This window comes from Erwinia sp. JUb26 (assembly GCF_003751505.1).
Classification (GTDB): domain Bacteria; phylum Pseudomonadota; class Gammaproteobacteria; order Enterobacterales; family Enterobacteriaceae; genus Erwinia.
Genome location: NZ_RJVB01000001.1, coordinates 515,218 through 540,430 on the forward strand (window position 1 = coordinate 515,218; position 25,213 = coordinate 540,430).

General features: G+C 57.2%; 21 protein-coding genes. 14 read left to right on the plus strand and 7 right to left on the minus strand.

Annotation, left to right across the window (positions count from 1 at the left end; all coding sequences use genetic code 11):
• Positions 1-924 (minus strand): LysR substrate-binding domain-containing protein, encoded by a 924-nt coding sequence (locus tag EC836_RS02425; protein ID WP_123329790.1) that lies wholly within the window; start codon positions 922-924, stop codon positions 1-3.
• A 319-nt stretch (positions 925-1,243) separates the two neighbouring features.
• Between EC836_RS02425 and EC836_RS02430 the strand changes: the two genes are divergently transcribed.
• A complete protein-coding gene (locus EC836_RS02430) occupies positions 1,244-2,563 on the plus strand; it encodes an aromatic acid/H+ symport family MFS transporter (protein WP_123329795.1) in 1,320 nt (439 codons plus the stop codon).
• A 94-nt stretch (positions 2,564-2,657) separates the two neighbouring features.
• On the opposite strand, the gene EC836_RS02435 is transcribed toward EC836_RS02430, so the two are convergent.
• Positions 2,658-2,852 (minus strand): hypothetical protein, encoded by a 195-nt coding sequence (locus EC836_RS02435; protein ID WP_123329797.1) that lies wholly within the window; start codon positions 2,850-2,852, stop codon positions 2,658-2,660.
• Between the two features lie 418 nt (positions 2,853-3,270).
• On the opposite strand from EC836_RS02435, the gene EC836_RS02440 reads away from it, so the two are divergent.
• Genes EC836_RS02440 through EC836_RS02455 form a run of 4 tightly spaced genes read left to right on the plus strand, consistent with a single transcriptional unit; the run spans position 3,271 to position 7,273 of the window.
• A complete protein-coding gene (locus EC836_RS02440; RefSeq protein WP_123329799.1) occupies positions 3,271-3,867 on the plus strand; it encodes a TetR/AcrR family transcriptional regulator in 597 nt (198 codons plus the stop codon).
• A gap of 21 nt (positions 3,868-3,888) precedes the next feature.
• Positions 3,889-4,998: a histidinol-phosphate transaminase gene (hisC, locus tag EC836_RS02445; RefSeq protein WP_123329802.1), complete on the plus strand. Its 1,110-nt coding sequence runs from the start codon at positions 3,889-3,891 to the stop codon at positions 4,996-4,998.
• 2 nt (positions 4,999-5,000) lie between these two features.
• Complete coding sequence (locus tag EC836_RS02450) at positions 5,001-6,260, plus strand: nitrate/nitrite transporter (RefSeq protein ID WP_123329804.1); 1,260 nt, start codon at positions 5,001-5,003, stop codon at positions 6,258-6,260.
• Positions 6,261-6,286: 26 nt separating this feature from the next.
• Complete coding sequence (locus EC836_RS02455) at positions 6,287-7,273, plus strand: NAD(P)-dependent oxidoreductase (RefSeq protein ID WP_123329805.1); 987 nt, start codon at positions 6,287-6,289, stop codon at positions 7,271-7,273.
• 41 nt (positions 7,274-7,314) lie between these two features.
• On the opposite strand, the gene EC836_RS02460 is transcribed toward EC836_RS02455, so the two are convergent.
• Both EC836_RS02460 and EC836_RS02465 read right to left on the minus strand, forming a co-directional pair.
• Positions 7,315-7,749, minus strand: coding sequence for a DoxX family protein (locus EC836_RS02460; RefSeq protein WP_123329807.1), 435 nt, complete (start codon positions 7,747-7,749; stop codon positions 7,315-7,317).
• A gap of 147 nt (positions 7,750-7,896) precedes the next feature.
• Entirely contained in the window at positions 7,897-8,766 is an 870-nt protein-coding gene (locus tag EC836_RS02465; RefSeq protein WP_123329809.1) for a LysR family transcriptional regulator, read from the minus strand.
• Positions 8,767-8,895: 129 nt separating this feature from the next.
• Between EC836_RS02465 and EC836_RS02470 the strand changes: the two genes are divergently transcribed.
• From EC836_RS02470 to EC836_RS02480, 3 genes are all read left to right on the plus strand, one after another.
• Entirely contained in the window at positions 8,896-10,065 is a 1,170-nt protein-coding gene (locus tag EC836_RS02470) for a methionine aminotransferase (protein ID WP_123329811.1), read from the plus strand.
• A 23-nt stretch (positions 10,066-10,088) separates the two neighbouring features.
• Complete coding sequence (locus EC836_RS02475; RefSeq protein ID WP_123329813.1) at positions 10,089-10,868, plus strand: transporter substrate-binding domain-containing protein; 780 nt, start codon at positions 10,089-10,091, stop codon at positions 10,866-10,868.
• Between the two features lie 1,076 nt (positions 10,869-11,944).
• A complete protein-coding gene (locus EC836_RS02480; protein ID WP_123329815.1) occupies positions 11,945-12,310 on the plus strand; it encodes a VOC family protein in 366 nt (121 codons plus the stop codon).
• A 184-nt stretch (positions 12,311-12,494) separates the two neighbouring features.
• Here EC836_RS02480 and pepT read toward each other — a convergent pair whose 3' ends face one another.
• The gene (gene pepT / locus EC836_RS02485) at positions 12,495-13,739 is read right to left on the minus strand and encodes a peptidase T (RefSeq protein WP_123329817.1); all 1,245 of its coding nucleotides are present in this window, start codon (positions 13,737-13,739) and stop codon (positions 12,495-12,497) included.
• Positions 13,740-13,857: 118 nt separating this feature from the next.
• Here pepT and EC836_RS02490 point away from each other — a divergent pair, with 118 nt between their 5' ends.
• The gene (locus EC836_RS02490; protein WP_123329819.1) at positions 13,858-15,450 is read left to right on the plus strand and encodes an ABC transporter substrate-binding protein; all 1,593 of its coding nucleotides are present in this window, start codon (positions 13,858-13,860) and stop codon (positions 15,448-15,450) included.
• Between the two features lie 3 nt (positions 15,451-15,453).
• On the opposite strand, the gene EC836_RS02495 is transcribed toward EC836_RS02490, so the two are convergent.
• Positions 15,454-16,377 carry a LysR substrate-binding domain-containing protein gene (locus tag EC836_RS02495; RefSeq protein ID WP_123329821.1) on the minus strand — a complete coding sequence of 308 codons (924 nt, stop codon included), beginning with the start codon at positions 16,375-16,377 and terminating at the stop codon, positions 15,454-15,456.
• A gap of 186 nt (positions 16,378-16,563) precedes the next feature.
• Between EC836_RS02495 and EC836_RS02500 the strand changes: the two genes are divergently transcribed.
• The 4 genes from EC836_RS02500 (at position 16,564) to surE (ending at position 21,828) form a co-directional block, all read left to right on the plus strand.
• Positions 16,564-17,985, plus strand: a complete 1,422-nt coding sequence (locus tag EC836_RS02500) for a M20 family metallopeptidase (protein ID WP_123329823.1) — start codon at positions 16,564-16,566, stop codon at positions 17,983-17,985.
• On the plus strand, positions 17,982-19,253 hold the full coding sequence (locus tag EC836_RS02505; RefSeq protein ID WP_123329825.1) for an MFS transporter: 1,272 nt from the start codon (positions 17,982-17,984) through the stop codon (positions 19,251-19,253). Before EC836_RS02500 ends, EC836_RS02505 begins: the two co-directional genes overlap by 4 nt.
• A 326-nt stretch (positions 19,254-19,579) precedes the next feature.
• Entirely contained in the window at positions 19,580-20,899 is a 1,320-nt protein-coding gene (locus tag EC836_RS02510; RefSeq protein ID WP_123329827.1) for an OprD family outer membrane porin, read from the plus strand.
• Between the two features lie 35 nt (positions 20,900-20,934).
• Entirely contained in the window at positions 20,935-21,828 is an 894-nt protein-coding gene (surE, locus tag EC836_RS02515; protein ID WP_123329829.1) for a 5'/3'-nucleotidase SurE, read from the plus strand.
• An 11-nt stretch (positions 21,829-21,839) separates the two neighbouring features.
• On the opposite strand, the gene EC836_RS02520 is transcribed toward surE, so the two are convergent.
• Positions 21,840-23,756, minus strand: a complete 1,917-nt coding sequence (locus tag EC836_RS02520; protein WP_123329831.1) for a sigma-54-dependent Fis family transcriptional regulator — start codon at positions 23,754-23,756, stop codon at positions 21,840-21,842.
• Between the two features lie 275 nt (positions 23,757-24,031).
• Here EC836_RS02520 and ssuD point away from each other — a divergent pair, with 275 nt between their 5' ends.
• On the plus strand, positions 24,032-25,204 hold the full coding sequence (ssuD, locus tag EC836_RS02525) for an FMNH2-dependent alkanesulfonate monooxygenase (protein ID WP_123329834.1): 1,173 nt from the start codon (positions 24,032-24,034) through the stop codon (positions 25,202-25,204).
• The last annotated feature ends 9 nt before the right edge of the window (positions 25,205-25,213 follow it).

Consider the following 25,213-nt stretch of genomic DNA (forward strand, 5'->3'; position numbering starts at 1 on the left):
CTAGCCGGAGTGGGATTTGCGGATGGTGGCCAGCAGGATCTCCGCGCTCAGGCTGAGCGGAACGCCCGAAGGCGTCAGGATCCCGACCGGCTCGCCTGGTCCGTGTGACGCAATCGGCAGCGCGGCCAGGGAATTGTGCAGCAGATCTTCTTTTATCGCACCCGACGGCACGAACCAGACATAGTTGTAGCGCAGCGCCAGCTGGCGGGCCAGCGAGGTGGCAGAGGTCTCCACCAGCGTAGGCGGCAGGCTGCATCCCTGTTCTTTCAGCATCGCTTCGGCCAGTCGGCGCGGCGCGGTGCCCTCCGGTGAGATAACCACCGGCCACGACAGGGCGCGGGATAGCGTGACGTTGTCACTCATCAGTGGATGATCCGGACGAACCACCAGCCGCAGCGACTCAAGGAACAGCAGTTCATACGTCAGCCCGGTCATCAGCTCCGCGTCGGCCATTCGGCCAATACCTACATCAAACTCTCCGGCCTTTAGACCGGCTATCAGCACGTTATTGTGCAGCGTGGCGACCTGCACAATGGTTTGCGGCCGCTGCTGATGGAAGCGATCGAGGATAGAAGGCAGCATGCCGAGCGCGACGGTGGTTAACACGCATACCCTCAGCACTTCCGGCTCCTGTGGCAGCGGCGTATTAAACGACTGTCCTGCGTGATTTAGCGCATCGAGCACTCTCACCGCGTGTGTGAGGAACTGCTCGCCCATCATCGTCAGCTGCGCGCCGAGGCGTCCGCGCTCAAACAGCCTTGCACCAGCCAGTTCTTCCAGCTCATTCAGCGTCTTGGAAAGGGCGGGCTGGCTCAGCGAAAGGGTTTCCGCAGCGCGGCCGAGGGTGCCCTGCTGCGCGACGGCAACAAAGGTATGCAGGTGGCGCAGTCGAATGCGCTGATTAAATTGATAATTTTTATTCATAGCCCAGATTAGTTATCTGGCGGTATGACTGGCAAGCTCGCCTTATGGTTTTTGTTAACCTTATTGCAAAATTTAGTTAACATTTCCCGCGTGTGGACGCGTATCCATTACTTTTCAGGACGTTAATTTCCCCAGCCTTAATGTGTGCTTATGCAATGGCCGGGTGAAAATTGCCCGTAATTAAGCAGGAGAACGCCATAACAATCCGTTATGATAACGGGCTATTTTTCCTGTTCATCCCGCCGCAGCGCCTTCGGGCCCGGCAGGGCTCTTGTCCGATAAGAGCAGGGGTGTTCATCAGCCAGCCAGGGAGTACGCAGTGGACAGTAACGCGGCCATTGATATTCATGCATTAATTAACCGTAATGCATTAAGCCGTTACCAGAAGTGCATCATTGCGCTTTGTTTTGCCGTTGTAGCCATGGACGGGATGGATATCGCGCTGATGGGCTTTATCGCTCCGGCGCTGAAAACGGCGTGGGGCGTCAGCAATCATCAGCTGGGTGCGGTGATCAGCGCTGCACTTATCGGCCTGGCGCTGGGCGCGATGTTTGCCGGACCGCTGGCCGACCGGTTCGGGCGGCGGGTGATTATTATCAGCAGCGTATTTTTCTTTGGACTGTGGACGCTGGCTACCGCCTTCTCGCAGAACCTTGACCAGCTGATGCTGTTCCGCTTTCTCACCGGCTTAGGGCTGGGGGCGGCGATGCCCAATGTCGGCACGCTGGTGGCGGAATATTCCCCTGAGCGAAAACGCGCTTTTTTGATCACCGTGGTGTTCTGCGGCTTCACCTTCGGTGCCGCCAGCGGCGGTTTTGCCGCTTCCTGGCTGATCCCCCACTATGGCTGGCATTCGGTGCTGGTCCTGGGCGGCGTTCTGCCGCTAATGATTGTGCCATTACTGCTGCGCTGGCTGCCGGAATCGGTGCGCTTTATGATGACGCGCAACGCACCCGCCTGGAAAATTCGGCAGATTGTTGAAAAAATGCATCCTGGCATGACCACCGACCAGTGTCGCTTTGCCCTCAGTGAAATCACCACCACAGGCGGCGCGGTGCGGCTGGTGCTGTCCCGGCACTACCTGTTTGGCAGCGTGATGCTGTGGGGCAGCTACTTTATGGGGCTGTTCCTGGTGTATCTGATCGGCAGTTGGCTGCCGTCGCTGGTAAAAGACATCGGCATGACGGTCACCCAGGCGGCACTGGTTACCGCCATGTATCAGGCGGGTGGCACGATCGGGTCGCTGTTCGCGGGCTGGGTGATGGACCGCTTTAATGCCAACCTGGCGCTGGCGGCGATCTACTTTACCGGCGCGATTGCGACGGTGTGCATTGGCTACGCACCGGCTGACGTGATGGTGCTCAGCGCCGTCGCCTTCTGCAGCGGTTTTTGTCTTAACGGGGCCAATACCGGGATGAATGCGCTCTCCGCCAGTTATTATCCCACGCGCGCTCGCGCCACCGGTTCCAGCTGGATGCACGGCGTCGGTCGGGTCGGCGCGATCCTCAGCGCCTTTGCCGGGGCGCAGATGCTGTCGATGGGCTGGAATATCACCGATGTCTTTTCCTTCCTGGCGATCCCGGCGGTGTTAACCACACTGATGCTTGTGGCCAAATCCCGCTACGGCTATCGGGCGTAGCCGGGCAGAACAGCGGCTTTGCGGGTAAAATCCGTTCTGAGCTCGGAGGCGATACCGCCTCCGAGCTCTACTTATGCAGCAGCAGGATCCATCCTTATCTTAACTTTTCGCATTTGTTCAAATGGCATTCGTAGTCGCGATAGGTCGGCTTTGCTGTGACCTTGCCGGTGGCAATCTCAATAGCGACGCTTTCGCTGTCCGCTTCCACCGTTTCAGAGGTATTCGCCGTGCTCCTGCTTCCCCCTGCTGAATATTTAATCATGCTGAATGAAACTCGATATCGGGCCATGTTTTATCCTTAATTTATGGTTGTGCTGAATGCACCACTATTGCACCCGGGAAGAGGGGGGTTCAATTGCTCGAACGTCCAATAATAATCCCTGCTTAACGGCAAGCCCTGGCATCTGTTTCCGCGGTGGGCGTCTGGCTCTGACCGCCGTCGTAGCGATCTCTGACTTTCAAAATGAAAAAAAATGCGCCGCATTATTATGGTGCCTGCGCACCGTTCTGGTTCATTCATTCGTTAACTCATTATAAATACGTGACTTTATTAAATCGCCCTCTGATTGAAATTAGTTAATTTTCCCCGTTGTGGTGCAGTCGTTAATTTGCCGAGTTCCCTGAGAAAAAAGAGATTGAACGAGTGTTCAACGCTGTGTAAGTTAATAATCAAGCGCAGGGTTTTATTAATTCAACAGGCTTATCAGATGACGGTGATACAAAGACAATCGGAACTTATTTCCGCAGCATTAACCTGCCTGAAAAAGGAAGGATACAAAGGATTGTCGGTGAGAAAAATAGCCGACGAGGCGAAGGTTTCCGTTGGGCTGATCAATCACCATTTTGGCAGTCTGGAAAAGTTAATATCTGCATCCTATGAATCGATGGCGGGTGATATTCTGCTTTCGTTAAAGGAAACCTGCGAAGGGGAAATAATCGATCCCGCTAAGAGAATTGACGTGTTTATCCGGGAAAGTTTCAATTCGTCTATTCTTGACCCGGACCTGCTAAATGCGTGGATCGTTTTCTGGGGCATGACCCGATACAGCCCGGAAATCGATAAATCACACTCACAAACCTACGCCAGTTATCTTGAGTTTCTTTCTCAGTTACTGAGTGATTTATGGCGGCAGGAAAACAGTACCGAATGTAATATCCGACTGGCCAGTATTTCATTTTCATCAATGCTCGATGGTTTATGGGTGGAAAGTTGCCTTAACTCCCACGTATTTAAACCAGACGATGCCATATCGATCTGTCAGGCCTGGATCAAAGGATTCCGTGCCGGAATGTTTGCATCATAATTAAAATTTTCAGGGGTTACTATGATTAAGGAAATAAGAAAGGAAGTATACAACTGCGTGCCTTATGCAGCGGGTAAAAGCATGGAAGATGTGATGGAAGAATATGGCTTATCCAGCGCGGTTAAATTGGGATCTAATGAAAATCCCTATGCGCCGTTTCACCTCTCTACGAAGAGAATGATGGATGAGGTGCTGAAGATTAACAGCTATCCGGAAAAAAACTTTATCCGCCTGAAATCTATTCTGGCAGAAAGAAATAATCTGACTGCGGAAAATATTGGTTTAGGTCATGGAGCCGGGGGCGTACTCGATACGTTGGCAAAAACCTTTATCAGCCAGGGTGATGAGGTGATTGTTCCGCAAGAAACTTACGGCCTGTATAAAGAAATATCAAAAGGCATGGGCGCCGAGGTAAGACAAATCCCACTGGACGGCGAATACCGTCTGGATTTAACGGCGATGGCTGCGGCGGTGAGTGAAAAGACCAAACTGATTTGGGTGTGCAATCCCAATAACCCGACCGGCACCACCGTTGACAGCAGTAAATTCTACGACTTTATCGATGCGTTGCCGAATCACGTCTGGGTGGTATTAGATGAAGCCTATATTGAATTTGCCAGAAACGATCGCCTTATCGACGTGACCCGACTGATTAATGCTGGTAAGAAAATCATTAAGGTCGGCACGCTGTCGAAATATTTTGGCCTGGCGGGCGGGCGAATTGGCTACTGTATCGCCCAGCCTGAAGTGATTAGCGCCTATGACACGATTAGTGAGCCGTTTAACGCCAACCGCATCGGTCTGGCCGGCGCGGTCAGCGTACTGACCGAAGACCTGGCGACCTGCGTCGGCTTCGGCAACCGACTTATTGCTTCCCGCGAAAGCCTGATCGCGGAACTGCGCGAGGCGGGCTGCGCGTGCAGCGAGTCCGACACCAACTTTGTCTTTTTCTCAACGCCGTTTGCGGCGAGTGAGATTGCCAATCGACTGCTGCAGGAAGGGGTGATTGTGCGCCCGTGCGGTGGCTGGGGCTACCATCACCATCTGCGGGTGACGATCGGTACGGAAGAACAAAATACAGTCTTTATCGAAAAATTTAAAAGCGTGTTGCAAACATTACAGGGTGCTTAATTATGCCAAAGTATAAGAAGTATATAACCCTTCTTCTGTTGGGTTTTTCCGGTGGTGCGATATTTGTCTTTCCCTATCTTAAATATATTTTTTACGATGACGTATTAACCTCACTGGGCATCGGCAATGCCGATTCCGGTTTACTGTTAACGGCGTATTCTCTCGGCTGTGTGGCCCTGTATATTCCGGGGGGGATTCTGGCGGATAAACTGTCACCGCGCATTTCCGTGGTCGCCTCGCTGTTTGCTGCTACTGCACTAACGCTGATGTTTGCTTTCTTCTTTAACTTCGCCTCGGCGCTGGTGGTCTGGTTCCTGATGGCTTTTGCCTCCGGCTTTGTCTTCTGGTCGGCCGTACTGAAGGCGGTGAGGATCATCAGTGAAGAGCAGGACCAGGGATTAATGTATGGTATCTATTACAGCGCCAATGGTGCCGCTACGGCGATAATTAATTACCTGTGCCTGAAAGTATTCGGCTATTCCGGCGGTGGCAGTCACGGATTGTTTATGGCCGTGCTGCTGATGGCCTGTTTTACCGGCGTGTCGGCCATCGCGCTGATGTTCTTCCTGAAAGGTTTTGAAAAGTCTCAAACGAAAGAAGACGATAAATTCAAATTCGCCGATCTTTCACTGGTGGTGAAAAATCCCTCTGTGTGGATGGTCTCCATCATCTTCTTCTGTATCTATGCGGTCTATACCTGTAGTTCCTATTACACGCCGTATCTGACCTGGTTGGGTATGTCATCGGATAATTCCGCCGAGCTCAGTATACTGCGCATTAATATGGCAATGATGATTGCCTCGCCGATTGGCGGCTACCTGGCGGATAAGGTTTTTAAATCGACGCTAAAATGGATTATGTATGGTTCGATACTGCTGGCTGTGTCTATTGTCGCCACGGTGATGGTCGGCGGTGATAATCTACAGTTGACCAGTATTCTGTCGATTATTCCGGGCTGGCTGGTGATGTCGATGTACGGCATTATGTTCTCCTCGTTTAAAGAGATTAACGTACCGGTCAAGGTATCGGGTACGGCGATCGGCTTTGCTTCGATTATCAGCTACTCACCGGACCTGTTTATGAATACCGTTTATGGTTCGGTTCTGGATAAATATCAGGGTGCGGAAACGATGACGGCATATAAAATCATCTTCCTGAGCCTTGCCTGCCTAGCGGTATTGTCGGTGATTTTATCTCTGTGGGTCTTGTCGAGAAATGCGGTAAAGAAAAATCGACTTGCCGAGTATCTGGTCAATAATTAACAGCAGTCATTTAAAGAGTTCCCCTTATGAAAATAGTCATTTGCGATCATAAAGAATCGCTCGACAGAGACGTCGCGGCTGAAATTAATCTGTTTAAACAACAGTTGGGCCAGGAGACCGAAGTTATTATCCATGAATACAACGGAGATAATCAGGCACTGAACGCAGTTGTTGACGATGCCGATGGCATTATGACCTCCTACGTGGCGTTTACGGACGAAATGATTTCCGCCTGCCGCAGGCTGAAAGGCATATCGATCAACGCCACCGGCTATAACTTTATCGACCTGCACGCCGCCAGCCGAAATGACGTTCAGGTGGCGGTGATTGCGGAATACTGCACGCAGGAGGTCAGCGAGCATGCGATGACGCTGGGCCTGGCCGTGGCAAGGAATATCAAGGCCTACGGCCGCAGCATTGAACAGAAGCGGAAATACGCCTTTAACTGCGTCAGCGGCATGTTTCGCCTGGAGGGAAGCACCTTCGGCATTATGGGGCTGGGGAAAATAGGCCAGGCCGTCGCCAGAAAAGCGCAGGGCTTCGGCATGAAGGTGGTGGCGTTTTCCCCGTCCTGTCCGGCCTCGGTAGCTGAGGGCTTGGGTATTACGCTGGTGGATAAAGAGCGACTACTGAAAGAGAGTCACTTTATTTGCTTAACCATGTCGCTTAACGCCGGAAATATGAATATCCTGGACCGTGAAGCGTTTGCCAAAATGGAACAGCGGCCGATTGTTATCAATGTGTCGCGCGGTCAGATGATCGATGAGCAGGCGCTGGTTGAGGCCCTTGATAACAATCTGATATTCGGTGCCGGGCTTGACGTACTGGTTGAAGAGAGCGATGCATATATTGCCAACTCGCCGCTGGTCGGGCGCGATAACGTCATCATCACGCCGCACGCGGCGTTTTACTCTGACTTCTCGATGCAGGAAAACCAGCGGATTGGCGTATCGAACCTGGTGAATATCCTTAACGGCAACCTTAATGACGTGACGCGCATCGTTTCGTCCTGAAGAGCCTTAAACCACCTCCTGTCGGAGGTGGTTTTTCTTTTCTACTGCAGGCGACTGTCCTGCACTATCGTAAAGCGCCCCGGACCCAGCAGCATCACCGCCAGCGCGCCAAACAGATACAGCGCTTCACCCTCCAGCGCCCAGGCACCGACCGAGGTGCGATCCCAGAATGCGCCGGTTTTCACCAGCAGCGTGGCCACCACCAGGTTAATCACCACAACAAACGCCGCAGGGCGGGTCATCAGCCCGATAATCATCATCGCCGGGGCCAGAACCTCACCAATATAGGCACCGTAAGCCACCAGCCCGGGAACGTTATGGGCCTGTAACAGCCCGGCAATCCAGCCAACTCCGTGCTGTAGCTTGAATACGCCGTGAAACAGCAGCAGTGCGCCCAGCGAAACGCGCAGCACCAGCCTGCCCAGATCGGGGTGATCGCTGAGCCGGGTAAAACCGTTATTTAGCGAGGAGAACATTAGTGAAGTCCTTAACGTTATGGGGAAGTGCTCGGCGGCAAAACGCATGTGCCGCAGGCTGGCGATGGTGACATACGTCAGGATCGGCCTCCTATCAGCATAATCTGCAAATCAATTTTCACCAGCCGGGCTCCGGGCCTCTCTGGCTCATGACTCTGGTCTGAGATCCGTTTCCTGATGGGATGAAAGCCACGCCACCAGCTCATCGAGCAGCGGAGGGGCCTCTTCTGCCGGACGGCGGATCAGGCTGTAAACCGCGCCGGTCTTCACTCTGCCACTAAACGGGGCCACCAGACGCTTCATCGCCAGATCTTCCGTAATCAGCGTTACGTCCGCCACCGTCACACCGTAGCCCTGAATGGCCGCGCTGATCGCCAGATCCATGGTGGCGAAGTGCTGATTACGCTGCATGGCAAGGGGCATCTGCTGGGATTTCAGCCACAGCTGCCAGTCGCGGCTGTCGGCGGTAGGATGCAAAAAAGTCATGGCGGTGAGCGTACCGGCATCCGCAGAAGGTGAGGTCAGCAGGCCAGCGGCCATCACCGGCGTCAGTTCCTCCTCAAACAGCGGCAGGCCGCGACCGCTGTTGCCGTAAAGAATGGCGGCATCATAGTGCTCAAGCTGGATGCTGTGATCGACGGTGGTGGTCAGCGACACGTGCAGTTCGGGCCGCAGTTTCTCCAGCGCCACCAGCTTCGGCAGCAGCCAGCGCATGGCGCAGGTCGGCGCCTTAAGCCGGATAACCGCCTGCTGTCTGCTGGCCTGCGCGGCGTCGAAAATCTGTTGGTAGCCCGCCTGTAGCGACGGGAGCAGGGCGGAACCCTGCGGCGTCAGGCGCAGTCCGCGTGCGTGGCGATCGAACAGGCTGAAGCCCAGCCAGGCTTCCAGCGAGGCGATCTTACGGCTGACGGCACCCTGAGTGATGCACAGTTCCCCGGCGGCGTGGGTCAGATTGAGATGGCGCGCGGTGACAATAAAAGCGTGAATGGCGTTCAGCGGCAGCGGACGCTGGGACATAGGTACACCCTGAGCTATGTTTAAAAGTCATAGCTATTATGACAACAATTCGCTTGTCGCCTCAAGCCGCGCCACGTTGAATAGCATAAGCAAATTCACCCGACGGTTTACCCTCTGACTGGAGCTTCCATGACTATCACCTCTGCGGTGCAGCAGCGCTCAAAATTACCCGACGTTGGCACCACCATTTTTACGGTGATCGGCCAGCTTTCCGCGCAGCATAAGGCGATTAACCTTTCACAGGGCGCGCCGAACTTTCCCTGCGATCCGGCTCTGGTAGCGGGCGTCAGCCGGGCGATGCAGCAGGGCCATAACCAGTATGCGCCGATGACCGGCGTGACGGCGCTGAAGCAGATTCTGGCGGAGAAAGTCGAAACGCTCTACGGCCAAAAGTATGATGTCGCCAGCGAAGTGCTGATTACCGCCAGCGCCAGCGAAGGCCTTTACTCGGCGATTGCCGGGCTGGTGCATCCGGGCGATGAAGTGATCTTCTTCGAACCCGCTTTCGACAGCTATGCGCCGATCGTTCGCCTGCAGGGCGCCACCCCGATCGGCCTGAAGCTTCAGGTACCTGATTTCGCCATTAACTGGGATGAAGTCAGCGCGGCGATCACCCCGCGTACGCGGATGATTATCATCAATACCCCGCACAACCCGAGTTCACAGGTGCTGAGCCGCGAGGATCTGGACCGCCTTGCGGCGCTGACCCGCAATACCGATATCGTGGTGCTCTCCGACGAAGTTTACGAACATATTCTGTTTGATGGCCGCAAGCATAACGGCATGGCAACGCATCCCGAACTGGCGCAGCGCAGCGTAATCGTCTCCTCCTTCGGCAAAACCTTCCATGTCACCGGCTGGCGTGTGGGTTATCTGCTGGCTCCGGCCGAGCTGATGGAGGAAGTGGTGAAGGTGCATCAGTTTATGATGTTCTCCGCCGATACGCCGATGCAGGTGGCCTTTGCCGACTACCTGCAACAGCCGGAAAACTACCTCGGGTTAGGGGCGTTTTATCAGCAAAAGCGCGATCTGATGGCTTCTCTGCTGAAGGATTCGCCGTTTACCCTGCTGCCGTCCGCCGGATCCTTCTTTATGCTGGCCAGCTATGCGGATTTCAGTGACGAAACGGACAGTGAAATGGTACAACGTCTCATCGTTGATTACGGTGTGGCAACTATCCCGCTGTCGGCGTTTTATACCGATGGAACCGACAATAATTTGATCCGTCTCTCTTTCGCAAAAGACGAAGCCACCTTGCAGGCTGGCGCGCGCGCGCTCTGCCAGGTCAAGCCTCGCTAATCAAAAATCATAAGGGGAAGTGAATGAAGAAGTTGAATGCGCTATTTGTGGCAATTGGCCTGCTGACGTCCGTCTCTGCGCTGGCGCAGGAAACGCTGCGTTACGGTCTGGAATCGCAGTATCCACCGTTTGAAAGCCGCAACGCCTCCGGTGAGCTGGAAGGTTTTGATATTGAGCTGGGCAACGCGATTTGCCAGGCCGGTAACTTCAAGTGCAGCTGGGTGGAGAGCAGTTTTGACGCGCTGATCCCGGCGCTGTCGGCGAAGAAGTTTGATGCCATCAATTCGGCGATGAACATTACCGAAGCGCGCGCGAAGAGCATTGGCTTTACCAAGCCTATCTACCGCATTCCAAGCATGCTGGTCGGTAAAACCGACGCGGGCCTGAAGGATGCCACCCCGGAAGCGCTGAAGGGTAAGAGCATTGGCGTTCTGCAGGGCTCGATTCAGGAAACCTACGCCAAGCAGCACTGGGAGCCGAAGGGTGTGACCGTAACGTCCTATCAGGATCAGAACCAGGTGTATAACGACATGGTTGCGGGTCGTCTGGACGGAACGCTGGTGATGTCTGCTGCGGGTCAGTCTGGCTTCCTGGATAAGCCGCAGGGCAAGGGCTACGGTTTTATCGGCAAGGCGGTTGAAGACGATACCATTCTTGGCACCGGTATTGGTTTCGGTCTGCGTAAGGACGATACCAAGCTGAAGGGCGAGCTGGATGCGGCGATTACCAAGGTCCAGACCGACGGCACGCTGACTAAGCTGGCGGCGAAGTTCTTCCCGGGAATTGATGTTTCGGTGAAGTAAGCCGATCAAAACCTCGGGCAGGCCGTGATGCGGGTTGCCTGAGAGTGAGCATTTATCTGGCCGTTATCCTTCGGGATGGCGGTTTTTTTTTGCGTTTTTAAGAATGAGAAATTGCTGCGAAGTGCGGGGTTGGATTTAGTCTCTGCTGCTGCTCCGGGCGGTCCTCGCGCCGCGTTGCGGTTCCCTCGGTTACGTCATTGTGCCGGTCGGACCGGCCATGATTGAACGTCCCTGTTCAAGCCCGGCCTGACGCCAACATCCCTTGTTGTCATCTCGTGGCGCAATAGCTCCACCTCAGCGCTGCGGATGCCCTTGCGCAGCAGCAGAGGCTGTCCCTTTCAAAATTTCATCGTTTCTGCGTTTTAAAGAATAAGAAATTGCTGTGAAGTGTGGGGCTGAGTTCAGCCTCTACTGCTTCAGGGTAGTCCTGGCTTTTGATTTTTCGGGCAATACAAAAGTCAGAGAGCGGGCTGGCAGTGCCCCCGTTCAGGCAATCCACAGCGCTGAACGCAGAGAGGAAGCCAGGATTCGGCCGCATGGACGCGGCCGAAAGTCACAGCCGGGCCAGGACGGTCCGTCTGTGACGGTCCGACCGGCTGACGAGCGAAGTGAGGGTACCGCGAAGCGGCGCGAGGACCGCCCGAACGGGGGCACTGCCAGCCCGTGCCCACTGCTAGCCTGTAAACAACACAGCAAAATATTCTTTTGCGGAGTTCCGGCAACCATTCGCCGTGAAAGCAGACGCTTATGGAGAAAAGCAGGCGGGCAGGTGTCTTCCTGAAGGGACATCCGCAGCGCTGAACGTAGAGAGGAAGCCCGGATTTGCCCACAAGGACGTGGGCAAAAGACGCAGCCGCGCAGGACGCGCGTCTGCGGCGGTCCGTGAGGCTGACGAACGAAGAGAAGGCACAGCGCAGCTGCGCGAGGACCGGCCCGGCAGGAAGATACCCGCCCACCAGCGACAGCACCCAACCCGCAGGCAACACACCCAACTCATCCCTACTGACAAAAACTGTCACCCCCCAACGCTATCCTTCCCAACATCAAACCCACCCACGAAATGAAAGGAAATCACCATGAACGCGCTCAACTACACCATCCTCTACGTCGAAAACCCGAAAAAAAGCGCCGAATTCTACCAGCGCCTGTTGCAGGCCGAACCGGTGGTCACGCAGGACATTTATTACATGTTCGTCCTGCCAACCGGCCGCCTGGGGCTGTGGGCGATTAACGACACCCAACCACCGGCAACAAAAGGTCCCAGCCAGTCGGAGCTGGTCTTCACATTAGGGAGCCGGGCAGAAGTGGATGCCTGCTGCCATCAGTGGCAGCAGTTCGGTGCGGAAATCCTCCAGCAGCCGAGCGAAATGGACTTCGGCTACACCTTTACCTGCAGCGACCCGGACGGTCACCGCCTGCGCGTATACGTTTACGAGGAATAACTGTGCAAATCTGCGGTCGACATAGGGGGAGAGGTAGCCAGTGAGTGCAATTCAGCATATTTGCGCGACGATCTGAGTGACGCTCAGTCCGGTCATCAAGCAAAAATGCCGTCGCCACGGCCAGTAACGATTTGACCCGGACACCTTCAGTAAAATGGCGGGCAGAGTCTGCCCGCTTTCCTGCTTACTTAACGAAAGGACGCGCCGCCAGCAGGCAGATCTTCTCCGCCAGTTCGTAAGACTTCACAAACGACGGCACCGGCAGGAACTCAAACTTCGAATGGAAATTGTGCGCGCCGGTAAAGAAGTTAGGCGTCAGCAGACCTTTGGCCGACAGCGCCGCACCGTCGGTTCCGCCGCGCATCGGGATCACCTTCGGCTCCACGCCAATCTCCTTCAGCGCCGCAAAAATCAGATCGATCGGCAGACGATCGTCGCCGATGGCATTGCTGATATTACTGTAGGTATCGCTGATGCTCACCTCAACGCGCCCGGTCGGGTAGCGTTTACGGATAACTTCCGCCACGTCCTGGATCTGCTGCTTGCGCTGCGCAAAGCCTGTGAGATCGAAATCGCGAATCGATGCCTTGAGCACCGCCTCGCTGGCGTTGGCATGCATATCGTTAAACCAGGTGTAGCCTTCGCGTCCCTCGGTATGCTCCGGCGTCTGCTGGCGATCGAAGTGGCCGATAAAATCCCACGCCATCAGTAGCGGATTGACCAGCACGCCCTTACCTGACATCGGGTGCGCGGTCACGCCGGTCAGGCGGATTTCCACCGCCGCGGCGTTAAAGTTCTCATACACCACCTCGCCCAGCTCGCAGCAGTCAATCGTATAGGCAAAATCCACGTTGAAGCGGGATTCCAGATCCAGCGCCTTCGCACCGCGCAGGCCGATCTCTTCATCCGGCACAAAAGCCATTACGATATCGCCAACCGGGGCATCGGCAGGTAGTTGTTCCAGCAGCGTCATCGCCACGGTCACGGCGGCTTTATTATCCGCGCCCAGCACCGAGGTGCCGTCGCTGAAGATAATATCCTGCCCGACATAGGCGTTGATTTCCGGGTGCTCGGCGGTGCGCAGCCAGATGTCCTGCTCGGCGTTTAAGCACAGATCCTGACCCTCAAAACGCAGCGTCTGCGGATGAATATGCGGCGACAGGCCGACGTCAACGGTATCGATATGGGTAATAAAGCCGATTTTCGGCGCATCCGGCGTATTGCCCGGCCTGATGGCGGTCACGGTAGCGAATTCATCGATTACCACATTCTGCAAACCCAGCTGGGTCAGCTCTTCCGCCAGCAGGCGAGCCATATCATGCTGTTCGGGCGTACTGGGCAGGATGGTAGCGGCGGCATCGCTCTGGCTGGTGACCGCCAGATAGCGGTAAAAACGGTCGGTCAGCTTCTGCGCGAGGGAGTCAGTCATCAGAGTTCCTTAATCGTTGCTCAGCATATCGCTGTATTTATGTCATATTTATCACTCAGATACTCTCTGGTTTTACGCACCACCCCCTGACAATGTCAAATAAAAAGCGAGGATGGAGATGAAGAAAGCGGTACTGAGCACGCTATTAACGGCGCTGGCAATCTCAATGGCCTCCGGCGCAGCGGCAAAAACACTGGTGTATTGTTCTGAAGGATCGCCGGAAAACTTTAACCCGCAGCTTTATACTTCCGGCACCAGCGTCGATGCCAGCGCGGTGCCGATCTACAACCGGCTGGTGGACTTTACCCCGGGCACCACCGACCTGATCCCAAGCCTGGCGGAAAGCTGGGATATCTCGCAAGACGGTACGGTGTACACCTTCCATCTGCGTAAGAACGTCAAATTCCAGAGCAACAAAGCGTTTAAGCCCACGCGCGATTTTAACGCCGACGATGTGATCTTCTCGTTTATGCGCCAGAAAGATCCGGCCAACCCGTATCACAACGTCTCTAACGGCACCTATGCCAACTTCGAGAGCCTGGAGTTTGGCACGCTGCTGAAAAATATCGAGAAAGTGGACGACCACACCGTGCGTTTTACGCTCGCCCATGCGGAAGCGCCGTTCCTTGCCGACCTGGCCTGGTACTTCGCCTCGATTCTCTCTGCGGAATATGCCGACGCGATGCTGAAAGCCGGTACCCCAGAAAAAGTGGACAGCGTGCCGATCGGCACCGGGCCGTTCGAGCTGGTGCAGTATCAGAAGGACTCGCGCATTCTCTACCGCGCCTTCCCGGAATACTGGCAGGGCAAATCGAAGCTTGACCGGCTGGTATTCAGCATCGTGCCGGATGCCTCGGTGCGCGCCGCCAAGCTGGAGAAGAACGAATGTCAGGTGATGCCGTTCCCGAATCCCGCCGATCTGAAGCGCCTGGGTGAGAATAAAAATATCACCCTGGCGCAGAAGGCCGGGCTGAATACCGGTTTCCTTGCTTTCAACACCCAGAAAGCGCCGATGGATAATGTCAAAGTGCGCCAGGCGTTAACGATGGCGATCAACAAACCGGCGATCATCGATGCGGTCTTCCAGGGCACCGGCACCGCCGCGAAAAACCTGCTGCCGCCGGGCGTCTGGAGCGCGGCGAGCGATATGCAGGATTATGCTTACGATCCGGAAAAGGCGAAAGCGCTGTTGAAAGAGGCGGGCATCGCGCCGGGTACCCAGGTTGATCTGTGGGCGATGCCGGTACAGCGCCCCTATAACCCCAACGCCAAACGCATGGCGGAGATGATCCAGGCAGATTGGGATAAAGTGGGCATTAAAGCCAATGTCGTTACCTTTGAGTGGGGCGAATACCTCAAGCGGGTGAAAAACGGCGAGCATCAGGCTGCGCTAATGGGCTGGACCACCGCCACCGGCGACCCGGATAACTTCTTCGGCCCGCTGTTCAGCTGCACCTCTGCCAACGGCGGCTCTAACTCATCGAAATGGTGCTATAAGCCGTTTGACCAGCTGATCACCAAAGCCCGCGCCGAGCAGGATCACGAGAAACGGGTGGTGATGTATCGCGAGGCGCAGCAGATCATGCACGATCAGGCCCCGGCGGTGATGATTGCCCACTCAACGATCTTCGAACCGGTGCGCAAAGAGGTTAGCGGCTATGAGGTCGATCCGTTCGGCAAACATATTTTCTATCCGGTGGATATTAAGTAATCGCTAAAAGTCGTAGCGCGCTCTGATGCGCGCATCCTGCTGCTTCAGCTCTGACTGAGCGAATGCCAGGAACAGTGCCAGCGCAGCGGAAGGCGGGCGTCCAATCGCGGTTTGTACCTGTAACGATCGCTGGCTGAGCTGCTCGCTGCCCAGCGACTTCAGTACCAGGCCCTGTTCCTCGGCCTGGTACATCACCGTAAACTGGCTGCAAATAGTGATGGCCTGCGGCGTGTTCAGCAGGAAGGAATAGAGCGTGCTGAAGTTGTTACAGGTCAGCGTCGGTTCCACGAACGTGCCGTTCATCCGGCAGGAGAGGTCGAACAGCTGCCGCACCGTGGTTCCCGCATCCGGCAGCGCCAGCGGCCAGGCCAGCAGGTCGGAGAGCTGGATCTGCTGAAGTGCCAGCGGGTGATTTTGCTGCATCACCAGCAGCACCGGCGCAGGCCACGCGGCCACTACCTCCACGCCGCGCTCCGGGTGAAGGCTGAACTGAAAGGCAACGTCACATTCGCCGCGCCGCATAATTTCCGCCACCTCCAGCGCGCTGCCCACCGTCAGATGAAAACTCACCCCCGGATGTAACACGCGAAACTCCGTAAACAGCACCGGCAGCAGGCTGAACGCCATCCCATCGGTGCAGGCCACGCGCAGCGCGATGCGTCGCACGGCCTTTAATCCTTTAATCTCCGCGATGGCGTGTTCCATATCCATCATGCTTTTCCGCACGTGGTTCTCAAAAATCTGCCCGGCGTCGTTCAGCACCATGCCGCGCGCGTGGCGTTCGAACAGTGGCGCGCCGACCTTGGCCTCCAGCCGCTGGATCTGGCGGCTGATGGCGGAAACGGCCACGAACAGCTGCTGGCTGGCGGCGCTCAGCGAGCCGCTGCTGGCCACGGCTAAAAAATAGCGAATTTCAGTGCTTTGCATAGGGTTGCTCTTTAACGGTGCGCGATCGGTGATGGTGCAGGCGAGCGTTGCTTTTGAGGTAAGGCTCGTTTGTTATTTTGATAATTGTGGCAAAGCTGAATATTAGCTTAGATGGAGTGATAACAACATCGATCCGCCAAAGAGATCGTTAAAACGCAAACCAACACATAACTACGGAAAAAGTCTATGACAGCTGAACAGGCAGTAGCCCGCGCGACGGCGTATTTTGACAGCGGGGAGTTTAAGCGCGTGCTGGCGAAGCGCGTGGCCATACGCAGCGAAAGCCAGCGCGACGATCGCGATGAGATTATCCAGCGCTACTATGACGAAGAGATGATCCCGGCGATGCGGGGACTGGGATTTACCTGCCGGCAGCTGCCGAATCCGCAGGCACCGGCGCGGCCGTTCCTGCTGGCGACGCGTATGGAAGACCCCGCGTTGCCGACCGTGCTGTGCTACGGCCACGGCGACGTGGTGTTCGGCGACGATGAAAACTGGCGCAGCGGCCTGACGCCCTGGCAGCTGGTGGAAGAGGGCGACCGCTGGTACGGGCGCGGCAGCGCCGATAATAAGGGCCAGCACTCGGTGAATATCGCCGCGCTGGAGCAGGTAATTGCCGCGCGCGGGTCGCTGGGCTTTAACTGCAAGTTCCTGTTTGAAATGGGTGAAGAGGTCAGTTCGCCCGGTCTGGCGCAGCTGTGCCGCGACCGGCAGGCGGAGCTGGCCGCCGATATTTTCATCGCCTCCGACGGCCCGCGCCTGAACGCCGAGCGCCCGACGCTGTTCCTCGGCTCGCGCGGGGCGGTGAACTTCCGCCTGAGCATTCACGCCCGCGACCGCGACTACCATTCCGGCAACTGGGGCGGCCTGCTGACCAACCCCGGCACCCAACTGGCAAATGCGCTGGCCTGCCTCGTCAATCAGCACGGTCAGCTGCAGGTTAGCGCGCTGAAACCCCCGGCCATCAGCGCGGCGGTGAAGGCTATTCTCGATGATATCAGCGTCGGTGACGGTGACGGCCTGGCCATCGATCCCACGTGGGGAGAAACGGGCCTGACGCCGACTGAGCGGCTGTACGGCTGGAATACGCTGGAGGTGCTGAGCTTCCTGACCGGCAACCCGGCACGGCCAATGAATGCCATTCCCGGCAGCGCCACGGCGGTCTGCCAGCTGCGCTTTGTGGTGGAGACCGACTGGCAGCATATCGGCGAGCACCTGCGCGAACATCTGGATCGCCACGGTTTCCCGCAGGTTGAAGTCGAGGTGCTGCGCGGCTCTCCGGCCACCCGGCTCGATCCCACCGACCCGCTGGTGGGCTGGGCGCTGGGGCTGATGGCGGAAACCAGCGGCAAAAAACCGGCCCTGCTGCCAAACCTGGGCGGTTCGCTGCCGAATGATGTCTTTGCCGATATTCTCGGCCTGCCCACGCTGTGGGTGCCGCACTCCTATCCGGCCTGCGGCCAGCACGCGGTGGATGAGCACATGCTGAAGTCCATCGCGCGGGAAGGATTGCAGATGATGACCCGGCTGTTCTGGGATCTCGGTGAGCAGGGATCCGCACTGCTTGCTCGCCATCAGGCCCACCGCACGCAGGGAGGTGCAAAATGAGCACGACTATTCAGACCCCAGCAGCGGTGAAGCCGAATCTGTATAAAACGCTGTTTGCCACCTGCGTCGGTAACGCACTGGAGTGGTTCGATATCGCGGTTTACGGTTTCTTCGCCAGCTATATCGCCCATGCGTTTTTCCCGACCGAAGATCCGTCGGTATCGCTGCTGCTGACCTTCGGCAGCTTCGGCGTGTCGTTCCTGATCCGTCCGCTCGGCGCGATTGTGCTGGGAGACTACGCCGACCGCGTCGGGCGTAAAAAAGCGCTGCTGCTGTCGATTACCCTGATGATGGTCGGCGGGCTGATGATTACCGTGATGCCGACCTACAGCAGCATCGGGGTGATAGCGCCAATCATGATCCTGCTGGCAAGGCTGATTCAGGGCTTCTCCGCCGGCGGTGAGTTCGGCAGTTCCACTGCGTTTCTGGTTGAGCACTTCCCGGAGCGCCGTGCCTTCATCGCCAGCTGGCAGTTCGCTACCCAGGGGGCCAGCACGCTGATGGCGTCGGCCTTTGGCCTGGGGCTGACGGCCTGGCTGACCGAAGCGCAGATCCAGGAATGGGGCTGGCGTATTCCCTTCGCCTTTGGCCTGCTGATCGGTCCGGTGGGGCTGTATATCCGCCGCCACGTGCATGAACCGGCCAGCTTTGTCAGCCAGGAGAAATCCGTCGCGCCGGTGAAAACCCTGATGGGACAGCAGAAAAACCTGCTGCTGCTGGCGATGGGGCTGATGGTGATCTCCACCGGCGTCAACTACATGCTGAACTACGTGCCAACCTACGCCACCAAAAATCTGCATCTGCCGGGCTCGACGGCGTTTACCGCCACGCTGGTGGCCGGGATTATTCTGACCGTGGTCACGCCGCTAATGGGGCTGTGGGCGGAGAAAGTGGGGCGGCTGCCGCTGCTGTGGGGCTCGCTGATTATGCTGGCCGTGACCATCTATCCGGCGTTCCTGCTGGTCGTGAATCACACCAGCCCGACCACACTGATCCTGCTGGTGGGCTGGATGGCGCTGCTGAAATCGGTCTACTTCTCGACGGTGCCGTCGATGATGGCCGATCTGTTCCCGATGACCACCCGCGCCAGCGGTATGGCCATCAGTTACAACGTGGCGGTGACGGTGTTTGGCGGCTTTGCCCCGCTGATCTGTACGCTGCTGATTAGCCTGACGGGAACGCCACTGGCACCGAGTTACTACCTGGTGATTCTGGCGCTGATCAGCGCCGTGGCGTTGCTGAATAGCCAGCGGCGTACCGGCCGCTAATCCAGGCCTAACGGTATCCGGTTTCAGACCGGATACCGTGCGGAAAGTAATCGTATTGATGCCAGTAATAACCTTATTAATCGTCAGGTTGTTACTTCGATCACAGTTTAATCACTCCAGAAAATTTCTGTTTGGAACAGAAGATTGGCAATGATATCGTAACCCTGGTGATTATTTAGGGTTGTTACTGAATAGCAGGCAAAACCTAAATCCCGCGTATGAAGAGTTTTCATGCCCGGGGTTTAGGTTTTTTTTTGCCTGCAAAGTGGGGGCAGCATGATGCGGCTCCCTTAGCAATGCGGGACAGGCCAGACAGGGAGCAGGGAATGAACGTTAAGCAACTTAATTGGGCGATGGTACTGCTAATTAGCGGTTTTGCCCTCAGCGGTATTCAGGCGAACGCGTCTGATGAAGAAGGATTTTTCCAACAAAGCCACCTGGATTTAACCTTAAAAAATATCTGGATGGTCAACACCAATAATGCTTTCGCGGAGGATGATATCGGCCCACAGAATGTCTGGGCTCAGGCGCTGCTGGTCGATTACCGCAGCGGCTGGTTTCAGGAATGGCTGGGGCTGGATGCCTCCTGGTATGGTGTCAGTAAACTGCACGCCAACCGCTCATTTGCCGGGCGTGACCTCGTGCGGGATCATCATGGTCATGCTGAAGGTTTCCAAAAGCTGGGGCAGCTCTACCTGCGTACGCAGTGGGGAGATAAACAGCACTTCCTCAAAATGAAAGGTGGCTGGCAGCAGCTTAATAAATTTGCCGTACTGAACGTGACCCACAGCCGTGCTGCGCCCAGCAGCTGGCAGGGTATCAGCGGTGAGGCGCGTTACCAGCAGTTTTACCTCCGCGGTGCGGTCGTCAATCAATTTTCCGAGCGCGATGAGCCCGAAAAACGTCATATCAGGACCTTGAAAAGCAATAAACGTATCGACTACATCGCCACCGGCGATCTGACCTGGCAGCCACAGAAAGGGCGGGCGGTGACGCTGGTGGCGGGCGAAAGTAAGGACTATTTGCGTCGGGAAGGTATCGAAACCGCCTGGACACAGCCGCTGACGGCCGAGTTGAACCTACTGTTGCGCGGGGTGTGGTATCGCAATAGCGGCCTGAGTGAGTGGGAGGGCGCGCGCGGTTTCGACCATCATGCCGAACACCTTTATGGCCTTGCCGGGCTGCAGAACGACCGGGTTGAAGGCGGTTTCGGTTGGTCGAAAACCCGCGCGCACCTCAGCAATAATCTCGGGCGCTTCTACTGGCATATGGGGAAAAATACCCGCGGGGCATTTAACAGCAAGGCCGATGGGCCGGGCAACGATTACGTTAATGACGGCGAACAGATGTTTTACCTTTACGGGCAATACCAGCTGTCGCCCGAGTGGCTGACCGGGATCTACGGCTATTACGGCAACGGCATGCGCTATCAGGGCGTTTCGCTGCATGAATATGAGTTTGGCGGTTTTGTCTCATGGGCACCGGAGTCGCTACACGGCCTGACGCTGCTGGCCGCGCTTGGCCCGAGCACCAGCTGGAAATATACCCATGGCAAACCGACGCTGACCGTCGATGGAGAAGGCTATCATCACTCCCGCAGCGTTGGCAGCGTGGTCAGTATTGAATATAAGTTTGGGCTGTTCTGAACGGCTTAACGAGCAATCACAACAAGGAGAGTAAGATGAAAAAGGTAGTCACGATAGCTCTGACCGGTGCCGCGCTGGCGGTGGCGAGTATGGTTCACGCCGCGCCACTGCGGATCCTGCTGGTGAATGACGATGGCTGTCATTCTCCGGGCATCACCCGTCTGCAATCGAAGCTGGCAGCACAAGGCTATGATGTCTGGCTGGTCGCTCCGGCCACCAATCAAAGTGCGATCGGGTCAGCGATCACCTTCAAACCGGGCAAGGAATTTGAGGTCCAGAAAATCACGGACCGGCAGTATTGTTTCCCCGGTACACCGTCCGATTCCGTCGATTTTGGCCTGCACGGCCTGCTGCGAGATACGCCACCGGATCTGGTGATCTCCGGGGTTAATGACGGGCCGAATACCGGCGCGGCGCAGCTAAATTCTGGCACGCTGGCCGCAGCGGTCCGCGCCCTGCGCTTTGGCTATCCGGCGATTGCCGCCAGCGTCGGCAATATCATGACCCGGGAAGAGATGAAGGCCGGCTGGCCGCAGACTAAAAAATACTGGCCGGAATCGGTGGACTACGTGGTGCGGGTGGTGGACACGCTGGCTAAACAGCAGCAACCCGGTCAGCCTCTGCTGCCCGCAGGCAGCGGATTGAGCATCAACTATCCGCCGCTGGCAAAGAGCGAGATTAAAGGCGTGAAATACGTGGCTAACGAACTGCACCCCACGCCGCAGTTCTATTATGACCTTCTGCCCGACGGTAAAGCGCGGCAGAGTTTAAACCAGCAGCTTTTTGCGGCGGATAACAGTGACACCGATGGCGGATGGCTGAGCCGGGGCTGGGTGACGTACACCCTGTTTGACGGACAGTGGAATGCGCCACAGGCGCAGCCGGCCTACCAGCGGTTGTTAAACGATCCGGCGCTGCTCCAGCCGTAGGCCCGTAGCGCTTAATCATAAGCAGGCGATATGGCGGAATGATCCTGCCATATCGCTTCACGCACTCTGACCGCACGGGGTAGCAGCCCCAGCGCGAAGAAGCGATCGGCGATGACCTGCTGCTGACGGATCACTGTCAGATCCATCCGTTTCGTCTGATGGCTGCGGCGCACCAACGCGTCCGACAGCGCCTGTGGTGCCAGCCCCAGCTCCGTTGCCAGCAGTGCACTGGCCTCCCGGCGATTGCCGTCAATATAACGCCCGGTTTGCTCCAGCGCCGCCAGCAGCGTATGCAGCAGGTCGGCGGAATGCGCGGCGAAGTCACGGTGGGTCAGATAAAACTGATGATTGTTCACCCGGCCCCGCCCGTCGCCCACCACCCGCAGCTGTCCGTCATATTCCGCCGCGCTGAGCAGCGGATCCCACATCATCCAGGCATCCACCGCGTGATGATCGCTCGGCGTCAGCGGATATTTCGGCGGCGCATAAACCACCCGCACATCGGCCAGGCTCATATTCGCCTCATCCAGCATCTGCACCAGCAGATAGTGCACGTTGGAGCCTTTATTGACCGCAATCCGCTTACCGCGCAGATCGGCAATGGTGCGAATTGGGCTGTCGTTGGCAACCATCAGCGCCACGCTCTGCGGCGCGGCCGGTTCCCACGCCACGTAAAGCAGGGGGCTGCCGCTGGCCTGGGCAAACACCGGCGGCACCTCGCCGGTGGTGCCGAAATCGATCTCGTGGTGAGTCAGCGCGTGCAGCAGCTGCGGCCCGGCGGGAAATTCGCTCCACAGCACGCTGATGCCCCGGGTGGCAAACTCGGCTTCCAGGCTCTGCCGCGCCTTGAGAATGCCGAGATTGCCGAACTTCTGATAGCCGATGCGCAGCTCACGCTCCTGCGGCGCGGCCGGAGCCACATCAAAGCGCTGACCGCGTGCTGTGCTGCGCCGCGCCTTGATCAACCCCAGATGGCCGAGGTGGGTGCGCAGCGTGTTGCGGCTGACGCCGAGCATCGCGGCGGTTTGCAGCTGGTTGCCGTCGCTGAGTTCAAACGCATTGCGCACCAGCGAGTCCAGCACCCGCTGATAAATCTGCCCGCTGTCGACGCTCAGCTGCTGGCGCAGAAAGCGGTCCAGCGCCAGTTCGCTGGCGGGCTGCGGATCCAGCGCCACCGGGTTGAGCCGCAGCTGCTGTGGCGTGATAACCGCCTCGCGGCTCAGCAGCACCGCGTTGTGCAGGGTATTTTCCAGCTCGCGGATATTGCCGGGCCACGGATAGTCCATCAGCGTGGCGACGCTATCTTCCGCCAGCCGCAGCTGCGGCCGCCCGAGCCGTGTGGCATACACCTTAAGGAAATGGTCCGCCAGCAGCGGAATATCCTCGCGGCGCTGGCGCAGCGGCGGCAGGGTCACCGCAGCCACGTTCAGGCGATAATACAGGTCTTCCCTGAAGCGGCGTTCGCGGATCGCCTGCGCCAGATCGACGTGGGTGGCGGCAATTACCCGCACGTTAACCTTCACCGGGCGGCGCGATCCCACACGGGTGACCTCACGCTCCTGCAGTACCCTCAGCAGCTTCACCTGCAGCGGCAGGCTCAGCTCACCGATTTCATCCAGCAGCAGGGTGCCGCCTTCCGCCGCCTCAAACCAGCCCTGATGGCGTTCGGCCGCGCCGGTAAACGCGCCTTTTTCGTGACCAAACAGCTCCGATTCCGCCAGCGATTCGGTCAGCGCCCCGCAGTTCACCGCCAGAAACGGCTGGCCGCGCCGCGCGCTGTGATGATGCAGATAGCGCGCCACCACCTCTTTACCGGTGCCGGTTTCGCCGACGATCAGCACCGTGGCGTCGGTCGGGGCCAGCCGGTCCAGCACGCTTTGAAAGGCGATGGAGGCCGGGTCGATCAGTATGGGGGCGGGATTCTGCATGGTTCACTCCTGCGGGATAGCGTCTGCGGCCAGAGTAGCCTGGCGCGGAGGCGGCGACGAGAGGGGTAAAGGGCCCGGCTGCTGCAATTGCAGCAGGCCAACATCATTTGCTGCTGCATTTGCAGCAAAAAATGTCGATGGAAATAATTTTAAAATACTGATTGTTAACGATAAAAATCAAATTGAGAACTGGCATGCTTCCTGCTTAGTGTTTTATAACCAAAGCGGTATTTTCTAATGAATAAATTCAGATGTAGTTATATAGGAAATGGCAAATGAGCGAGTCGGTACAGGACAACATCAACGTATTCTGGTTTCTGCCTACCCACGGCGACGGGCGCTACCTGGGGACCGCCGAAGGCGGGCGGGCGGTCGATCTGCCTTATTTACAGCAGGTTGCGTTAGCGGCGGACAATCTTGGTTACTACGGCGTACTGATCCCCACGGGAAAAAGCTGTGAGGATTCGTGGCTGGTCGCCTCGGCGCTGGCCCCGATGACCCGTCGCCTGCGCTATCTGGTGGCGGTGCGCCCGGGCTTACAGCCGCCAAGCCTCGCCGCGCGCATGGCCGCCACCCTCGATCGTTTGTCGGAGGGGCGGCTTTTAATCAACGTGGTCACCGGCGGCGATCCGGTAGAGAACCGCGGTGACGGCATCTTCCTCAGCCACGCCGATCGCTATCAGGTCACCCGCGAATTTCTCGATGTCTATACCCGCCTGCTGAAAGGCGAAAAGGTGGATTACGACGGCGCGCATATCCGCGTGGAAGGCGCTGAAATCCTCTTCCCGCCGGTGCAGGAAAATGGCCCGCCGCTCTATTTCGGCGGCTCGTCGGATGAGGCGATCGACGTGGCAGCCAATCAGGTGGATACCTACCTGACGTGGGGCGAACCGCTGGAGCAGTTGGCTGAAAAGCTGGCGGTGGTGCGTCAGCGCGCCGAACAGCGCGGTCGTCAACTCGACTACGGCATCCGCCTGCACGTTATCGTGCGGGAAACCGAAGAAGAGGCCTGGGCCGCTGCCGATAAGCTGATTGCCCATCTGGATGACGAAACCATCGCCAGCGCGCAGAAAATCTTTGCCCGCATGGACTCTACTGGCCAGGCGCGAATGAGCGCGCTGCACAGCGGATCGCGCGACGATCTGCGCATTGCGCCAAACCTGTGGGCGGGGGTCGGCCTGGTTCGCGGCGGGGCGGGCACCGCACTGGTGGGGAACCCGCAGCAGGTTGCAGCACGTATCCGCGAATATCAGGCACTGGGGATCACCAACTTTATCTTCTCCGGCTATCCGCATCTTGAAGAAGCACACCGCTTTGCCGAGCTGGTCATGCCGCTGCTGCCGCTGGCGACAAACGGTGAAAAACGTCAGGGAACGGTCAATACCGGACCATTTGGTGAAACGATTGGCGGCGACCGCCGGCCACAAAAACAGACCAGCGTGAGCTGAGGAGAACAA

Excerpts from the sequence above, each read along its gene's own strand:
- EC836_RS02465 (WP_123329809.1), bottom strand. The coding sequence starts at position 8,766 with ATGTCCCAGCGTCCGCTGCCGCTGAACGCCATTCACGCTTTTATTGTC.
- pepT (WP_123329817.1), bottom strand. The coding sequence starts at position 13,739 with ATGACTGACTCCCTCGCGCAGAAGCTGACCGACCGTTTTTACCGCTAT.
- ssuD (WP_123329834.1), top strand. The coding sequence starts at position 24,032 with ATGAGCGAGTCGGTACAGGACAACATCAACGTATTCTGGTTTCTGCCT.
- EC836_RS02490 (WP_123329819.1), top strand. The coding sequence starts at position 13,858 with ATGAAGAAAGCGGTACTGAGCACGCTATTAACGGCGCTGGCAATCTCA.
- hisC (WP_123329802.1), top strand. The coding sequence starts at position 3,889 with ATGATTAAGGAAATAAGAAAGGAAGTATACAACTGCGTGCCTTATGCA.
- EC836_RS02440 (WP_123329799.1), top strand. The coding sequence starts at position 3,271 with ATGACGGTGATACAAAGACAATCGGAACTTATTTCCGCAGCATTAACC.
- EC836_RS02495 (WP_123329821.1), bottom strand. The coding sequence starts at position 16,377 with ATGCAAAGCACTGAAATTCGCTATTTTTTAGCCGTGGCCAGCAGCGGC.
- EC836_RS02435 (WP_123329797.1), bottom strand. The coding sequence starts at position 2,852 with ATGGCCCGATATCGAGTTTCATTCAGCATGATTAAATATTCAGCAGGG.
- EC836_RS02480 (WP_123329815.1), top strand. The coding sequence starts at position 11,945 with ATGAACGCGCTCAACTACACCATCCTCTACGTCGAAAACCCGAAAAAA.
- EC836_RS02520 (WP_123329831.1), bottom strand. The coding sequence starts at position 23,756 with ATGCAGAATCCCGCCCCCATACTGATCGACCCGGCCTCCATCGCCTTT.
- EC836_RS02510 (WP_123329827.1), top strand. The coding sequence starts at position 19,580 with ATGAACGTTAAGCAACTTAATTGGGCGATGGTACTGCTAATTAGCGGT.
- EC836_RS02470 (WP_123329811.1), top strand. The coding sequence starts at position 8,896 with ATGACTATCACCTCTGCGGTGCAGCAGCGCTCAAAATTACCCGACGTT.
- EC836_RS02425 (WP_123329790.1), bottom strand. The coding sequence starts at position 924 with ATGAATAAAAATTATCAATTTAATCAGCGCATTCGACTGCGCCACCTG.
- EC836_RS02505 (WP_123329825.1), top strand. The coding sequence starts at position 17,982 with ATGAGCACGACTATTCAGACCCCAGCAGCGGTGAAGCCGAATCTGTAT.
- surE (WP_123329829.1), top strand. The coding sequence starts at position 20,935 with ATGAAAAAGGTAGTCACGATAGCTCTGACCGGTGCCGCGCTGGCGGTG.
- EC836_RS02460 (WP_123329807.1), bottom strand. The coding sequence starts at position 7,749 with ATGTTCTCCTCGCTAAATAACGGTTTTACCCGGCTCAGCGATCACCCC.
- EC836_RS02500 (WP_123329823.1), top strand. The coding sequence starts at position 16,564 with ATGACAGCTGAACAGGCAGTAGCCCGCGCGACGGCGTATTTTGACAGC.
- EC836_RS02475 (WP_123329813.1), top strand. The coding sequence starts at position 10,089 with ATGAAGAAGTTGAATGCGCTATTTGTGGCAATTGGCCTGCTGACGTCC.
- EC836_RS02450 (WP_123329804.1), top strand. The coding sequence starts at position 5,001 with ATGCCAAAGTATAAGAAGTATATAACCCTTCTTCTGTTGGGTTTTTCC.
- EC836_RS02455 (WP_123329805.1), top strand. The coding sequence starts at position 6,287 with ATGAAAATAGTCATTTGCGATCATAAAGAATCGCTCGACAGAGACGTC.